At 35.9% G+C, this 15,601-nt stretch carries 12 protein-coding genes; all 12 read right to left on the bottom strand.

The window, feature by feature from the left end; translation table 11 throughout:
• Position 1 precedes the first annotated feature (1 nt).
• The 12 genes from A0J48_RS10210 to A0J48_RS10265 all read right to left on the bottom strand — a co-directional run bounded on the left by A0J48_RS10210 (position 2) and on the right by A0J48_RS10265 (position 15,557).
• Positions 2–943: a DUF1822 family protein gene (locus tag A0J48_RS10210; RefSeq protein WP_200322761.1), complete on the bottom strand. Its 942-nt coding sequence runs from the start codon at positions 941–943 to the stop codon at positions 2–4.
• 5 nt (positions 944–948) lie between these two features.
• Complete coding sequence (locus A0J48_RS10215) at positions 949–1,998, bottom strand: hypothetical protein (RefSeq protein ID WP_200322762.1); 1,050 nt, start codon at positions 1,996–1,998, stop codon at positions 949–951.
• 354 nt (positions 1,999–2,352) lie between these two features.
• Complete coding sequence (locus A0J48_RS10220) at positions 2,353–4,458, bottom strand: protein kinase domain-containing protein (RefSeq protein ID WP_200322763.1); 2,106 nt, start codon at positions 4,456–4,458, stop codon at positions 2,353–2,355.
• Between the two features lie 18 nt (positions 4,459–4,476).
• On the bottom strand, positions 4,477–4,830 hold the full coding sequence (locus A0J48_RS10225; RefSeq protein WP_200322764.1) for a hypothetical protein: 354 nt from the start codon (positions 4,828–4,830) through the stop codon (positions 4,477–4,479).
• Positions 4,831–4,881: 51 nt separating this feature from the next.
• On the bottom strand, positions 4,882–5,433 hold the full coding sequence (locus A0J48_RS10230; RefSeq protein ID WP_200322765.1) for a hypothetical protein: 552 nt from the start codon (positions 5,431–5,433) through the stop codon (positions 4,882–4,884).
• Positions 5,434–5,541: 108 nt separating this feature from the next.
• On the bottom strand, positions 5,542–7,410 hold the full coding sequence (locus A0J48_RS10235) for a PP2C family protein-serine/threonine phosphatase (RefSeq protein WP_200322766.1): 1,869 nt from the start codon (positions 7,408–7,410) through the stop codon (positions 5,542–5,544).
• A gap of 204 nt (positions 7,411–7,614) precedes the next feature.
• A complete protein-coding gene (locus A0J48_RS10240) occupies positions 7,615–8,199 on the bottom strand; it encodes an FHA domain-containing protein (RefSeq protein WP_200322767.1) in 585 nt (194 codons plus the stop codon).
• A 203-nt stretch (positions 8,200–8,402) separates the two neighbouring features.
• Complete coding sequence (locus A0J48_RS10245) at positions 8,403–9,797, bottom strand: vWA domain-containing protein (protein ID WP_200322769.1); 1,395 nt, start codon at positions 9,795–9,797, stop codon at positions 8,403–8,405.
• A gap of 61 nt (positions 9,798–9,858) precedes the next feature.
• Complete coding sequence (locus A0J48_RS10250) at positions 9,859–10,242, bottom strand: hypothetical protein (RefSeq protein ID WP_200322771.1); 384 nt, start codon at positions 10,240–10,242, stop codon at positions 9,859–9,861.
• Positions 10,243–10,342: 100 nt separating this feature from the next.
• Positions 10,343–12,223: a vWA domain-containing protein gene (locus A0J48_RS10255; protein WP_200322773.1), complete on the bottom strand. Its 1,881-nt coding sequence runs from the start codon at positions 12,221–12,223 to the stop codon at positions 10,343–10,345.
• Between the two features lie 172 nt (positions 12,224–12,395).
• The gene (locus A0J48_RS10260; RefSeq protein WP_200322775.1) at positions 12,396–14,219 is read right to left on the bottom strand and encodes a vWA domain-containing protein; all 1,824 of its coding nucleotides are present in this window, start codon (positions 14,217–14,219) and stop codon (positions 12,396–12,398) included.
• Positions 14,220–14,249: 30 nt separating this feature from the next.
• The gene (locus A0J48_RS10265; protein WP_234300830.1) at positions 14,250–15,557 is read right to left on the bottom strand and encodes a serine hydrolase; all 1,308 of its coding nucleotides are present in this window, start codon (positions 15,555–15,557) and stop codon (positions 14,250–14,252) included.
• Between the last annotated feature and the right edge of the window lie 44 nt (positions 15,558–15,601).

Below are 15,601 nucleotides of genomic sequence, written 5' to 3' on the forward strand. Positions count from 1 at the left end.
TTTAAACCTCAAAATGTTCTGTGTAACTAACTTCCCCTAAAGATATTTGCACACTCATGCAATATCCTGGTTCAGCTTCTAAAAGCTCTATTTGAATATAATTACTAGATTGTCCGGCTTCTTCCTCTTCCAATAATTCTCCATCTTCATCATCAAAAATACTCAATTTCAAACCAGATGGTAGTGTAAATGCTTGTCCGGCTGGATAAAGACGAAACAAAATGTTAAATTCATTATCAGCTTCTAATGTAACAGATACTAATAAAGCAACAATATTTTCAGCAATATTGATTAATTTAACACGACTAATTTCTCCTGCAAGACGTTCATTACCACCGCGACGACCAGCAATCAATTCTTGCTCTGTGCGCCAAGCTTCACTAAATTTATTTCGCAACCAATCTTTGCTGATTCTAACTTTTGCAAACTCTTGTGATAATTCAGAAGTTGATTCAATTTCTTCGAGATGATCTATTAAACTCTCAATCCCTCTCAACTCTTTAATTTGGATTACTTCTGGTAAATTATTTGCATCTAAAGATGGTACAAAACCCAAGATTTCCACTTCATTAAGTTGTGTATCTCTAAATAAAACAGCTACACAACCAATTCTCTCTTCTCTAGCTTCCACAGGTATGTTTATTACCCCTTGTAACTCATCAATAAAAATGGGGCGACACTCCAATTTACCCACATTAGGAATTACCAAATCTGCCACATCATAAGCAGATTGTAATATCGGGTTCCAGCTTTCACTTTCTTCCAAATTAGTAGGAATTTGCAACCATTTTAAATAACAATGAACTGCATAAACTGCCAAAGTATTCAAATAAACTCGTCTACCTTTCTGCACAGTCAATTGTTCAGTCGCAAATTCATCAGCTAAATCTTTAGCTTTTGCGTCAATGGGGATGGTAATTATTTCAGTTTCAAGAGTAAACATGATATTTAAGGAATAGATTTTTTTTGAGGGTTAGCTTGTTTTTGTAGCTGAAAATTAATTTTGCTGAGTAATGGTAAAGATTTCTGTTCCCAAAAATCTTTAATTTTTTCAGTTGTAATTTTTTTAATTCCTTGATCTTGCATATTTTGGGCAATTTCATCGAAAGATTTTTGGTGTTTTTGAAACTCAGGTAGCAGTTGCATTTCTAAAAACTTAGCATTACAAGCATCATCATATTTACAACATTTTTTTAATAAACCATCTTTATCTTCCTCAATATACTGTTTTAATATTCCGGGAATGTATCCAATTTCTAGACTAATAGTTACTAATAAAAGTTTACATTCTCTGTTCCATCGAGAATAAACTGTCTGATAATTAATACCTACTTGTTCAGTAAGTAATTTAAAATCATCAGGAGGTTCTTTCAATAATAATCGTTCTGCCAGAAATTTACAATTGCACTTTTCGCACTCTCTAGGGTGACAGTTGCGTAATTTACCTTGAGGATCTTCGTTAATATAATCTTCTATTTTTGACCAAATTTTTTGAATTTCTTGGTCTTGAAGTTTCCGAATATAAATATCTAATCCATCTGGTTCTCCTGCATCTCGACGACGTTTCAAAGCAGAAGTATTAGAATCTGTATTAGAAACTATATCAGCAAATGTTATTTCATCATTACCTATTTGACCATGAGAAAGTTTTTTATCTAGTGGAATGTAGTTTTCATCTAGGGAATATAAATCTTTAATTCGCCAGTAGAGATAACCGTTAATCCAATTTAATAAGCTTTTTTGAATTGACGGCGTTCCTGGCTCAAATTTTTTGATGTTTTTTGCCAGCCATTCCCAAGTTAGGTTGAGAGCAGATGGATAATTGCTATGAGATGATTTTAGTAATCCTGGAATTTTTTGAGCTTTACTAATTAGTCTAGAAACTGCCCTTCTATATTCAGAACTTGTCTCTGATTTATTAGCGATTATTGTTAGGAGTTCACAGAGAGATTTATCTTCTGGTGTACCATCTAAAAACTGTTCTAGTAACTCTGTCATAGGATGATTTGATTGAGCTTGTGGCTCATATATGTCAGCATGGTACAAAAGTTATCACATTTATATATACCAAAAATTAGCCATGTTTGTAAATAGATATTTGAGAATTGTTACTTTTTGTAATCCAAAGTCAATTGGTTATAAATAAATTTCAACTGAATTTATCCTCATTCTGCAAAACTGATTATCTGGGAGTAAGGATTTTGTTTGTATAGTTCTATTTTTGAGACAGAGCCTATATTTACAAAACTTAAAATTTACAGTCCAACCAAACTTATGATATGCTCACTTACTTCTATCTTTGATTCTATAAAAATTTTATTTTTGATTGAAAGATGTAAATTTATTCTATCGCTAAAGATTCATACCAATCCATTGAAAAGCCTGTTGAATACCTGCGGCTAAAGTTGGTTTTTGTTGCACTATATAGAGTTCTCTAGCTTTGCGATAAGCTGATAACATTTCTCGGAAATTCTCTACTTGACCATCTTGGTTTTTAAGATTCAGTAAAACCCAGGCTAAATTATGATATGCTTGGGCATAATTGCGGTTTAAATGAATAGCTTTCTCTAAATGTATCCTTGCTTGTGGCCATTGTCCTAATTTACCGTATAAAGTCCCTAGCCGAAAGCAAATAAAGGCATGGGGAGGTAATTTTTGATTGTGAACTTCATAAACTTGGATAGCACCTGGAATATTTTGCAAATGTTCTTGAGTAATGCCATAATTGATTAAAATCCAACTAGGAACTTGTGCTTTACGGCTGGCTTGTTCAAAATTTGTAAGAGCATCATTCCATAAACCATACTTTGCTTTTTTCCAACCCATTAAACCCCAAGCTACAGAACTATCAGGTACTTGAGTTATAAATTCTTGAATACGTCTTTCTACATCGTTAGCTTGTTGAGTAATCACTGCTTTTTCTAATGCCATAATTAGGTATGGATAAATCCATAATTGTGATTCTTTAGAATTACTCAACGGTGTTTGCTTTAATCTAAAAACTGCTTGGGTAGCGGCGCGAACTGCTGGTTTCCATTGCTGTTGTTTAGTATAGATCCAGGCTTGTAAACTTAAACTAAAAGTGCAATTAGCATCTATTGATAGTGCTTGATTGACAGCCATTTCTGCCTGTTGCCAATTACCTGTTTTACCTAAAGCCCAAGCTAAATTAGCTTGTATCCACGCTTCTTGAGGAGATAAATTAGCTGCTTGTTGTAAATATTTTACTGCTTCTGTCCAATTTGATTTACGACAATTAACCAGTCCTAATACTCCATATCCTCTGCCATCTTTAGGTTGTAATTGAATTGCTTTTTGAGCAGCTACTTCGGCTTTTTGGTCATCAATGTATATTTGGATTAAAGCTAACTCAATCGCAGCTTCTCCATTATTAGGTTCATGAGTTAGTAATTTTTCATAAGTCTGAACAGCTTCACCTAATTTTCCTTGTTGAACTAATTCATGCGCTCTTTTTTGAATAGGTGAAATAAATTTACCATTTAAAGCATCAATTAATTCATCAGCAGTTTGAAAACGGTCTTCAGCCCTAAACTGCATTCCTGTAATAATAACTTTTTCCATTAAAGGACTCAAGTTAGAATTGAATTTTCGCGGTGAAACAAATGGATCTGGACTCTTACTAGATAAAGCACCTGCTCTTTCTGCTGAGTTAACTGGTAATTGTCCAGTTAATAATTCATAAAAAGATGCACATAAAGCATAAAAATCTGTTGCAGGAAAGCGTTTAGCTTTTGATAGGTATTGTTCATAAGGAGCGTATTCTGCTGTTAATATCCCAGTCATTCGTGCTGTTTGTCCAGCAATAAATTCTCTAGCTGCACCAAAGTCAATTAATACTGCTCTATCTGGATGCACAATTATAATATTGTCTGGTTTGATATCTCTATGAAGTAAGTTATTACTATGAATAACTTTTAAAGCATCAGCAATTTGTAAGAAATAACGTTTTAAACGATTTTCTTCTAAGATGCCTTCTTCTTTTAATATCTTATCCAATGGTTTACCAGAAAGTAATTCCATTACTATATATGCGGTGTCATTCTCTTGAAACCAATCATAAACTTTGACAATATGGGAATGAACACATTTCTGTACATTACCAGCTTCTGTTTGAAATTCTGTGAGTTGTTTTTGTCGATCTACAGGTGCAATTGAACTAGGCCAAAATACTTGACTGCCTTGTCTTGCAGCACCTTCAGGCCAAAGTTCTTTAATAGCAACAGGGGCAGAATTTTGGACATAAATACCTTTATATGTAATCCCAAATCCTCCTTGTCCTAAGACTTTTTCTATTTTATATTTTCCTTGTCTTAGTAATGTACCAGATTGCAGAGCAGATGGACTGGGAGCAGTGGTACTAAGAGGAGTACCACAGTAAACACAGATAGCTGCATTGTCAGTATTTTCTTGACAACAACTTGGGCATAGAATAGGCATTTTATCGGAATTAATTTTCTAATTTTGGCTTGTACTTAAAGAAGAACGTACTTGATTTATTTCATTAAGACTGCTGGCAGGATCTTTTGTTATTCTAATTAGTAATGCGCCTGCCTCTCTCCATAAATACTCAAAGTGTTTGTCAGTATCATCCACTAAGTCTTGTCCGCCTATGTGAAATGCTGGGCATTCACTACCGTTAGAGTGTGAAAAATACATCCATGCAATTCTATAATCTTTTGAATCTGAGTAGTAACCAATTGGCGAAAACAAGTTTTTATGAAATTTTACCTCTATTGAACCCTTAATTTGTATCCCTTTACTATGGTATTGCATTTCCAAATCTTGATAAAGATTATCTAACTTACCCAAAAACGCGTTGGAAATAGTTGGATAGTTACTTTTTCTAGCTAACCCAGATTGTTATAAACAATCCAAAAGAGATGAATTTGGGTGTAAAACCAAAATTTTTAACTTACATCCATTCACAATTTTTTCTCGGATATTTTTTAAATTCTGCGAACCTGCAAAAATTGATATTTCGTCTTCAAACAAACATAACAATCTAATTTCTTGACCCTCTAAAGACGCATGAAAACTTTCTTTAATTAGATCATCATAGTCTTCTATGTGTATAAAAAATTCTTTGAGATATCTTGTGGGCTTGGCATTATTAATAATTACCTGAATTTCTTTCAATGTTTCTCTTTTTAAAGCAAGCTCAAGCACAAAGATTGTGATTGCTGCTTGTAAAAAATTTGAACCTAAACCTCCAAGCAAAGGAGAACCTATAGAACATTTCCAAGACTGCTGATTTGTATTTGATTGTTGACGACATTGTTGTTGTAAATAATAACTATCAGTAACTTGTAATACAACCCCAAAAAAACCTAGCAAAAACAATAGCTTAAAAACTTTGCTTCCAGTAGAGGTTATGAGTTGTAAAAACAGATTTTTGTTTTTTTTAGAAGACATGATGTCTGATCCTTTTGTAAAAATGATGATGAACTCGCTCGTAATCAATTTGTCAACAATCGTGGTCAATTCATACTTTATTCATTAGGTTAAACTTTATTTATTGAGTTAAATTTTATCTATGAAACATTGCAATGCTAAAAGGGTAGCGTTATCAGATGCACCTCGTTCAAGTACCTTAGTAATAGTTTGATCAACAGTAGACTGTAAATCTTGATGTGTATTTTGATGTTGTGTATTTTGATATATACCAAAAATTTCGGCTAATTCATTTGTAGGAACTAAATCCCAAACTCCATCAGAACAAAGTAATAATACATCTCCATTTTCTAAATTGATTGATAATTCCTGTGTTGTACTTTTTAAAGTCTGCACATAGCCATCACTTAATCTCCGTTTTGAACCTATAGATTTAATCAAGACGTTTCTATCTGGATGTTCTAAACTTTCTGCTTCTGTAATTTCCCCACTAGCAACTAATAAGGCAACATAAGAATGATCTTCACTAATTTGGCGGATTTCTCCTTTTCTTAATAAATAAATACGACTGTCTCCTACATGAGCTATCAATAATTGTTTGGAAATAGCTAAAATTACACTGAGTGTAGTTCCCCCATCTCTGACTTGATTAGCTACAGATTCGTTAGCTTGTTCAAATAAGGAAATTAACCATTCATTCCGTTGCTCTACAGTTTTAAATTCATTTGGTATTGGTTCTTCCAAAACTGTTTTGACAGCTATTTTGCTGGCTAATTCACCCTGAGACATCCCACCCATACCATCAGCGACTACTCCTAAAATCATTGTTTCTGTATTGCTTAATTGTTGTTGTCTGACTCCATAATTATCTTCATTTTGTAGTCGTTTAAGTGATAGTCCTACAGTGGAAGCACTAGCAATTTGCCAATGAATTTTAGGTGTACTAATTGCTTGCCGAGTTTCTACTAAGTTGGCTAATAATTGAGAGAGGGGAAATCTTTCTTCAGGAATGGGAGATAGACTAATCTTGAGAATTTGAAAAATGCGAGGAATGGGGTTAATTTTAATGTCTATTGATTGTGTTAATTCTAAAGGTTGTTTGTGAATTGTATGATATAATAATGCTGCAACTGTATAACTACTCATCAATTCATTGATGGGGGTTTTGTTATAAGCTAGTTCAGGAGCGCAATAATTTCCTAGTAACCCGGAAGGGAGGGTTTCACCGACAGGATAAGCACTGGTGAGATCAAAAAATTGGATGGGAGTGGTCATTTCTATCAGTTCGGGTAAAATGCTCACAAGACACCAATTTTGTTGATGCACATAGCGTAGAAATTGACAAACTTGAGTGGCTAAAAATATAGATTCTTCTAAGGAATGTTCTGCTGTTAACCAGGTTTTTAAGCTTTTTGTTTCATCAGGAAGATAGCTAAGTAAAAGTAGTTTCTCTGTAGATGAATTAGATGTAATTTCTTGTTCTTCATAATATTTTTCTTCTAAATAATCTGTTTCACTATCTAATTCGCTAGATGTTTCTGTTGATTCTGGTGTAGATAAATCATTATTTTCTTCGTTCTGTTCTAAAATATTTACCTCTAGTTCATTTTCAAGTTCATCAGTTTTGATTTCATCTTCTTGATATTCTTGTTGTTGGATATGTTCTGAATTTTCTGGTTCAGATGAGCGCAAATTAATAATTACAGCATCAATTCTTGTTTGTGCTAGTAGAGGAGCAACTAATTTATAATCAGCTAGTTTTTCTCTAAGTTGTATCTCTCTACTTATTCCGCTTTCAATTGAGCCTATTCTTAATAATCCTAATTTGGTAGATGTGTTATCAGTTCCGGGTAGTAAGATGTTAACGTAGAAATAATATACATCTGTTGTGAATTGTCCTAAATATTCTAGAATTTCTATTTGATAATTCTCTATTGTGAGGTGGCTGTTTTTTTGAATTACTAAATTATCGGATGTGTCGTTGGATGCTGAGTTCATATTGGTTGGTGGTGAAAAGTTAACTAACAGGATTTATAGATTGTTTTTGTATGTTTAGGGACTTCTACGAAATAAATTATCCAATGTTGTGGGATGGGCTTCTAGCCCGTCCGGGTTTAAGGGCAGGCAAGATACCTACCCCACAAAAATAGAGAGATAAGGGGGAATCTAGTTGCTGATACTTGTTAAATATCCTCTAAAAATTTAAGGACTTTGAAAGAGGAAACGTACTTTACCAAAAGCAATTTCATCTCCTGAATTTAATGTTTGCGGTGCAGTAATTCTCGCTCCAAAGCGGGTTTGACCAACAGGTTTGATAAAAATTCCGTTTGTAGAACCAAGATCCTTAACTTTCCAAATTCCCCCTTCTGGGTATATTTCGGCGTGACCGCGTGAAACTGTTTCACCACCAGAAAAGGCTTCCAAGTCAATATCAACTGGTCCTATATCTGGGTCGAATATACCTACAACTGCATTACTGTCTAGGGGAAATTCTGGTGTAGGAGGACTGGGTTGTTTGGCAATAAGTCTGGCCGTTGTAGCTGTGGTGGGAAAAGTGGGAGTAGTAGGTATTGGAGTGGGTGTTGTAGTAGGGGTTGGAGTAGGATAAATCGGGTCAGGTATTGGTTGGGGTATTGGTTGGGGTGGTGGTGTTTGTGGTTGGATAACTGTGGGTGCTTGTGGGGAAGAAATTATGGTTGGTGCTAGTGCTTGTAATTCTGATCCACAGGCATCACAAAATTCTGCACCATCTGGGTTTTCATAGCCACAAGCTGAACAAGTAATCATTGATATAACTCCTTGGTTTGTAAATATAATGTTGGGAAAAATTGAAGGTTTTCAGTTACTATTCAAAACAAAATTGATACACCATATTTCAGGTAAACGAGGTACAAACTGAAAACATGGCTTACGCCTAGCTGCGCTATCAGACAGGAAAAGGTTTTCCCTCCTGCCTCCTGCCTACTGCCTTCTGCCTCCTGCTATAATTTTCAAGTTCCTGTGAGTTTCCGCATTTCCTCTTCTGAAAACTGATCGTTAGCATCACTGCCCATTTTTACGGTTTTACCTTTAGCGCCCATTTTCACGGTTTTACGAGTTCCGGGGGAAATTTTGCGGGTTTTACGTAGTTCGTCTTGTGCGCCATTTAAGGATGCGGCCATTTCATCATTGCCAAGTCTGACTGTCATCCGGCGGGCTGTTTCTAGTATTTCTTCGGCTTTTTGCGGGTCACGTTCAGCAATTTTTGTGGCTTGACCGACGAGGTTGGCAATATTACATTGTTGCAGATAATCCATTACTTCTTGATTAACTTGGGCTGCGCCTCCTTGTCCAGCGATAAATTGTACGACTAAATTTTGTGGGGGAAATTCTCCTCGGATTTTTTGCCCTGGGACATCGTAGGTTATACCTATTTGAGCAAGACGAACACGGGAGGCCGGACGAGCAGCCATGCTAAATTCTAAGATAAAAATTGTTTCATCGTTGGCTGCGGCATTACCGATAGGATAGGGCGGTTGGGTAAAGGGAAATTCTGCTTGTGTGGGATAGGCGCGGACGATGCGGGTAAGTTCTACCCCTTGCACGGTTTTTACTCTTAAAGCTAGGTTGGTGATAACCTCTTGTTGTGCTTGACTGTATTCTTCGATGATTTTGTTGGGTAAGTCAAGAATGGAAACTTGAGAAGGTCCTGCTTGTCCGGGAACTATATATAAAAGGCTTCCTCCCGTAGAATCACTGAGATGGGTGAGTAAGTCTTCGTTAAATTCTTCGCCAACTCCTAAAGCGGTGATGGGGATGTTTTTGGCTGCAAATTCTGAGGCGATCGCCCGACATTGATCTTCATCAAATGTTGCTCCATCGGTAAACAGTAGAGTCCGTCTCACTGTCATATCTTGGTTAGCTAATGCGTTTAATGCACTGCCTAAACCTAAACCCATGCAAGTACCACCAGAATAGTTGCAAAGTTGTGCGATCGCATTCTCTAATTGACCAACTTGAGTGGCACTGGTTAAACCTATAATCTGGGAAGCTGTATCATCAAATTGAATAATGGCAATGCGATCATTTGCTCCTAGTCTGCCAGAACGCACCAAAGCTAACAAAGATTCAATGACGATTTCAATTTTTGTCTTGCCCCCTGTCACCTCATTATATACATTGCCATCTTGAACAACAGTCCTACCAGTAGGGGTAATATTCCCAGCTACTACTTCATACATTGAACCACTGGTATCAATAACAAAAGCAAAGGTAGTAGGAGGACGAGTTGCAGCTACTTCTTTTGTTGGTTGTAGTTTCAACATCAGAAATAGTTTCTGAGCGTTTGTATCTGCTGGCATAAATTCCCGGTGAGGAGTAATGCTGACATTTAGTTCATTAGCCATTATGATGCTCCTTTATTACAGTATTTCAAGTATGAAATTAAGGGTAAATTGAAGGTAAAACTTACACAAAATTCAAAGGCGGAAACTTGCCTATTTTGGGTTCTATTTCCGATAGGTTGGGACTAATTATGGTGGGAAGGTCTTGATTTCCTGGTTCATTTAGTTGCTCTATACTGGATTCAATTAATAAAGGTAAGTTTAGGGTAAGATTACTATCTCTATATCCTTCACGGATATCTTGTATCCAAGTTTGGATAATTTGGTTAAGATGGTGGTCTTTGATGGCACATAAACTTTTATTCTGAAGTGTGGTTCGCAAATTTTCCCGTATTTCTTGGGTAAATATTTCTTCAGGAAAATTCTCTTGTCGGTAATTTAAATTTAAAGCATAAGTATATTCATCGGAAGTACCTTTTATTTTTAGAGAGAATGAATATTTCACCATGATATATTTTGTTTTTAAGGCATAATTAATCTAGACCATTAAAACTATATGACACTAATTCCAAGATACCTGATTTACAGTTACAAGGTTACTTTTTTTCTCAGGTGGGTTTGGAATTGGTTTCAGATTTGACTTCTATGGTAATTCTCCCAAAAATCCGCCTATCACCTACTTTTAATTCTTGAATAGTCTTTTTCATGTTTTTCTGTGCTGCATATTCTTGATCAAAGTGCATGATAATTTTTTCCCCTTCTTTATAAATTTTGGCTGTGATAGGGGTGAAACCTTGGGAAGCGTTTAAGGGAATGTTAGCTTCACGAGAACTACCAAGTAAAAAGGGTTTAGTACCCAACGGATATAATGTTTTTTCGGACTTGTCTATTTCTCCCCAATGAACTACCAAATAAGGTTCTTGATTCAGTTGCTCTTTCTCAGCCCAAGCAATCATTAAACCGATGCAAAAGCCAAGAATAGCTGCCCCTAATAGACGACCAGAGATATCACCAGAAACACTAGCAGAAACTACAAAACCAATAGCACCTAAAGTACCACCTACACCACCACCAAATAGAGCGCGTATTAGTTGGAGGTTAGGGACAAAAAATGGTGTTCCGCATCCTACTAATGTCCCTAAAATTGACCAACCAACTATTCGCCCCATTATTTCTAGGCTGAAGATACTTGTAAGAGTCAAAAATAGGCATTGATCAAGGACTACTATTGCTATAGCAGCAGCTAAACCCAAGAAAGAACCAGCCAGCAGTCGAATAGTGAAGCCAAAGATAATCGCCCCTGCTAAACGACTCAAAAAATCCCCCATACCACTGGTCAGTATCAAACCTACGGCACTTAAAGCACCGCTAATTGCACCTGCCAATATAGCCCCTGGCAGTTTAAGTTTTTTGACTTTTGGTATAATGAATGACATGACTCCCATCAACAAGGCACTAATAATAGCCCAATTGACGATAATTTCTATTTCTTTGGCGTTAGGAATACGAGAGACTTGTAAAAAGAGCAATTGACTAACTGCTCCAGCAATCATGCCAGCAGTGAGGCTACCCAAAGTAGTAACACTGCCTTCACGGAGTGTCAGGAGACGACGGTGCTGATAGTGGTTTTGTCCCACAATTAGGGCTAAAGCAATTCCTATCGCCAAGATGCCTGTGGATGCGGAAATGATCAGTGTCAATAATCCAACGGATTTGGTTGAAAATTTTCTATTGCTTTGCAATCCTTGGATTGTTGTTTCAGCTATTTTTTGTCCAACTAAAGGTAAAATTCGGTCAAATCCATTGCGTGCAGATGCGGTTTCATCTAGCAAGAATACTTCACCAGGGATACTTGTTTGGAGTCCTTCAAAAGCATAGCGATCGCTTTTCTGTACAACAAGATGTAACTGATTAATTTTATTTTCTCGCAATACCCCAACAGCTTGTCCAACAGACTGCATCTCTCGATCAGGTATTTTGGGTAGTGCATCTGTTATCAAAAGAAGAACTTTAGTAGCTTCAGGACGGAATGACTGACGTGCTGCTAAAGCCAAAGCATCTAGGCTGCTTTCTGGATCGTCTCCACCTCCATAAGCACGCTGTTTACCTACTTCCTGACTAAAGCTACAGGCATTGCTTGTAAAGGCAGAACCATTAAAAGATAAAATTTCGGGTTCTTCTTTTTCTTGGCGATCGCGAAAGGCTATTAGTCCAACTCTACCATCTAGATTTCTAGAACTGAATTCTTTCGCAAACCTTTGAATACCTCTTTGTACACCTTTGATCTCTCCGCCCATACTACCTGTCACATCCAAGACAAACATGATGTCTACTTGTGAGGGAGGTGGCAAATTTTGCTCGGAAGGAAGGGCTACAGCAAAAAGTATTTCTCCAAAAATAGCGGCCAAGAAACAACCAATAGCTCCATATATGCCGAAAAGGAGAGGTTTACTAAATTTTTGTTTTAAGTTGCTAAAAAATTGAAGCATATAAATATAATCCTTTAAATATAATCCTTAGTATTTTTTGTGGGTCATTTTTTTATAAACCATACGTGATATTTCTAGGAAAAGTTTTTTGTCTTTATAAAAACTTGGGTCATCTCCAAAAATAAGTAATATATAAAAATAAGTAATATATATTTATGTTTACGATTCTTTTTCAAGTTGTTTTGGGATTGGTTTTAGATTTGACTTCTATGGTAATTCTCCCAAAAATCCGCCTATCACCTACTTTTAATTCTTGGACGGTTTTTTTCATGTTTTTCTGTGCTGCATACTCTTGGTCAAAGTTCATAATAATCTTCTCTCCTTCTTTATAAATTTTGGCTGTGATAGGGGTGAATCCTTCGGAGGCGTTTAAGGGGATGTTAGCTTCACGAGAACTACCAAGTAAAAAGGGTTTAATTCCTAATAAATATTGTGTTTGTTCTGTGAGTGTCCAATGAACTAACAAATAAGGTTCTTCTTTTAATTGTTCTTGTTCTGCAAAGGCGATCATCCAACCAATACAAAAACCCAGGATAGCCGCACCTGAAAGACGACCAGTAATATCACCAAAAACTCCTGCTGTCACTAAAAAACCTATAGCCCCAACTACACCGCCCACTGTACCACCAAATAAAGCTTTAGTGAGTTGTAAATTAGGAACAAAAAACCGCGTTCCTCCTCCTACTAATATGCCTAAAATTCCCCAACCGATGATTCTCCCTATCAGTTCTAAAATAGATAGTGCAGAAATAGGCAGAAATAGCAATTGACCAAATATTAATACTCCTATACCTGCAACTAAACCAACAATAGAACCTGCTATTGGTCGAATACAAAAACCAAAAACAATTGCTCCCACTAAACGACCCAAAGAATCACCTATAATTCCAATTCCTCCGATCATATAACCCAAGAAATTATTGATCACAGAAGTAGTAATTAACCAAGCACTAATCCCTAATGCACCACTAATCCCACCAGAAACTATAGCTCTACTGAAGTTGAGTTTTTTGAGTTTAGGTATAAAGAAATAAAGAATTCCTGTGAACAGGCTACTTACTATTGATGCGTGGATGATACTTTCAACTATGGCAGGTATGGGAATATTTGTTAAAGGAACAAAGAGTAATTGACCTGCTGCACCAGCAACCATTCCTGCGGCTAAACTACCAAAAGTGCTAACAGTACCTTTTTGAACTGTTAAAAGTGGAAGGTGCATATAGGAATTTTGTCCCATAATTAGGGCTAATGATATACCCATTGCTAAAAATGCAGTCCATCCACCTATTCTTAAAGAGGAGTATATTACACCATAATCTCCTGTAGGACTAGATTCTACTAATTGTTTATAAATTGCGGCTTCGGCATTACGAAAGGCTTGATCAAATTGACCGGAATTAGCATAAAATACTAAGTTGCGATCGCCTGTAAGTTGGGATAAATAATTTATATCAGCGTCACCTGTAGCAACAGCAATTAAATTTATTCTTTGATTCCTGGCAGAATTAGCAGATAGTTGAGCAATACTGGGAGAATTTGGTACACCGTCGGTAAATAACAATATATTACGCCGTAGTTTGGTAGATTGCAATTCTCCTATAGCTTGGTCTATACCTTCGGCCATTGGAGTACCACCATTTTCTGATAGTGAGGCGATCGCATTTTTTAAGGTGTTAGCGTCACCAGTTAAGGGGGAAGCGGTTGTCACTCCTAAACCAAAACTAACTACTGCTAACTGGTCTTTATCTAGGTTACGACGTTCTACAAATTGAGTAGCGGCAGATTTTACTTCTGTCAATTTACCATCACTCATACTACCAGAAGCATCAATTAATAAAACAATTGCTTGGGCTGATTTTTGTGATGATGGTGCTAGTTTGGTGAGTGCTAGTAATGGTTCTCCTAATATTAATGCTGCTATTAAGCAACCTATCGCCCCATAGATGCCAAATAGTAGGGGTTTGTTTTGTTTTAATTTTCTCAATAAGTTTTGCATTTTCCAATTTTCCTATAGATTTCTATAGATTTATTTAGTCATTTCTTGGTAAACCATACGTGATATTTCTGGGAAAAGTTTTTTGTCTTTATAAAAACTGGGATCATCTCCAAAAATAACTAATATATATTTATGTTTACGATCTGGACTACCTATAATAGCTGCATCATTACGCACACTAAAATTCCAGCCCATCTTTGATGCAAAATAAGCGTCTTGAGGTAAACCTTCACCTAAAAATCCTTCAATTGCATTAAATTCTTTATTTTTCCAATCTTGAGGATGCAAACTTCTTTTCAAAAGTCTTTTCATTTGTTTACTATATTTCCGAGAAATTGATTTTTCTGCTTCAATTTCAAATAATAAACGAGCTACGTCAGAGGTAGTAGCATAATCTCTGATAGGATCAGCAGGATCTAGTCGAATTTGTAAATCTCTGCCAATAGGTTCAGTAAACTGCTTGGTCGGAAAAAGCTTTTGGCTAATATTAATCTGAGAGTAACCAGCTTGTTGAAAAAATGAATTCATAGCTAATCGCTTTTGAATCCATATTTGTAATTCAGATCCAGTCAAATCATTACTTGATGTTGTTTGAGTGATTGTATCTACAATTAAACTAGCAGCTTCATTGTCAGAATCTTGAATCATTTTTTTTAATTGTTTTTCAGGTATAGTTCCTTCTGGAAGCAATCTTGATTGATACTGACCATACAGGTATACCATCCAGAAAAGTTTTGTTACACTTGCAGGAAATCTAACTTCTTGATCTGAGTATCCAGCATAGGAGGATGTTTTTAAATCTATTAAACTCACGGATAACCGAGTTGTTGGCATACCTTTTGAGTCCATAAATATGACCACATCATCCACAATTTGCTGTAATTTCTGGCTTGGTTGTAAATTAGGTTTTTGTAGTGGTTGATAAGTTAATTGGGAATATATTGGATAAATATTCTGATTGTAGTCATAAGCTGTAATTATCCTCATTCTACCAGTTCTATAATTGTTAATTGAAGGAGATGGTAATGATGGCAAGGGAAAATTTGACAATGATGAAGTTGATGGAATATTTGATTCTAAACTGATGGTAATTTGTCCATTTTTAATATCTTTATCTAAAACGCTAATCGAATAAATTCCAGTTTGTGATAAAACTATATCTTTCCCCCCATCATCTGTTAATTTTAAGTTTTCAGAAGATTGATTTGGATAAATTAAAGTAACATTTGCATTGGATTGTAGATATAATTTTTGTCCAGATTGTGCGTAAAATTCATAACAGATACGTTCGTCTTTGACATTTTCAGGTGTTATTGAGAGAGGATTATTAGTTGTCAAATTCAAGCGTTGCTTTTGACCACAATTTTTATTTTCTACTGTGT

The sequence above is a fragment of the Sphaerospermopsis aphanizomenoides BCCUSP55 genome (assembly GCF_001586785.1).
Lineage (GTDB): Bacteria > Cyanobacteriota > Cyanobacteriia > Cyanobacteriales > Nostocaceae > Sphaerospermopsis_A > Sphaerospermopsis_A aphanizomenoides_A.

Excerpts from the sequence above, each read along its gene's own strand:
- A0J48_RS10235 (WP_200322766.1), bottom strand. The coding sequence starts at position 7,410 with ATGAACTCAGCATCCAACGACACATCCGATAATTTAGTAATTCAAAAA.
- A0J48_RS10255 (WP_200322773.1), bottom strand. The coding sequence starts at position 12,223 with ATGCTTCAATTTTTTAGCAACTTAAAACAAAAATTTAGTAAACCTCTC.
- A0J48_RS10220 (WP_200322763.1), bottom strand. The coding sequence starts at position 4,458 with ATGCCTATTCTATGCCCAAGTTGTTGTCAAGAAAATACTGACAATGCA.
- A0J48_RS10210 (WP_200322761.1), bottom strand. The coding sequence starts at position 943 with ATGTTTACTCTTGAAACTGAAATAATTACCATCCCCATTGACGCAAAA.
- A0J48_RS10245 (WP_200322769.1), bottom strand. The coding sequence starts at position 9,797 with ATGGCTAATGAACTAAATGTCAGCATTACTCCTCACCGGGAATTTATG.
- A0J48_RS10230 (WP_200322765.1), bottom strand. The coding sequence starts at position 5,433 with ATGTCTTCTAAAAAAAACAAAAATCTGTTTTTACAACTCATAACCTCT.
- A0J48_RS10250 (WP_200322771.1), bottom strand. The coding sequence starts at position 10,242 with ATGGTGAAATATTCATTCTCTCTAAAAATAAAAGGTACTTCCGATGAA.
- A0J48_RS10240 (WP_200322767.1), bottom strand. The coding sequence starts at position 8,199 with ATGATTACTTGTTCAGCTTGTGGCTATGAAAACCCAGATGGTGCAGAA.
- A0J48_RS10215 (WP_200322762.1), bottom strand. The coding sequence starts at position 1,998 with ATGACAGAGTTACTAGAACAGTTTTTAGATGGTACACCAGAAGATAAA.
- A0J48_RS10260 (WP_200322775.1), bottom strand. The coding sequence starts at position 14,219 with ATGCAAAACTTATTGAGAAAATTAAAACAAAACAAACCCCTACTATTT.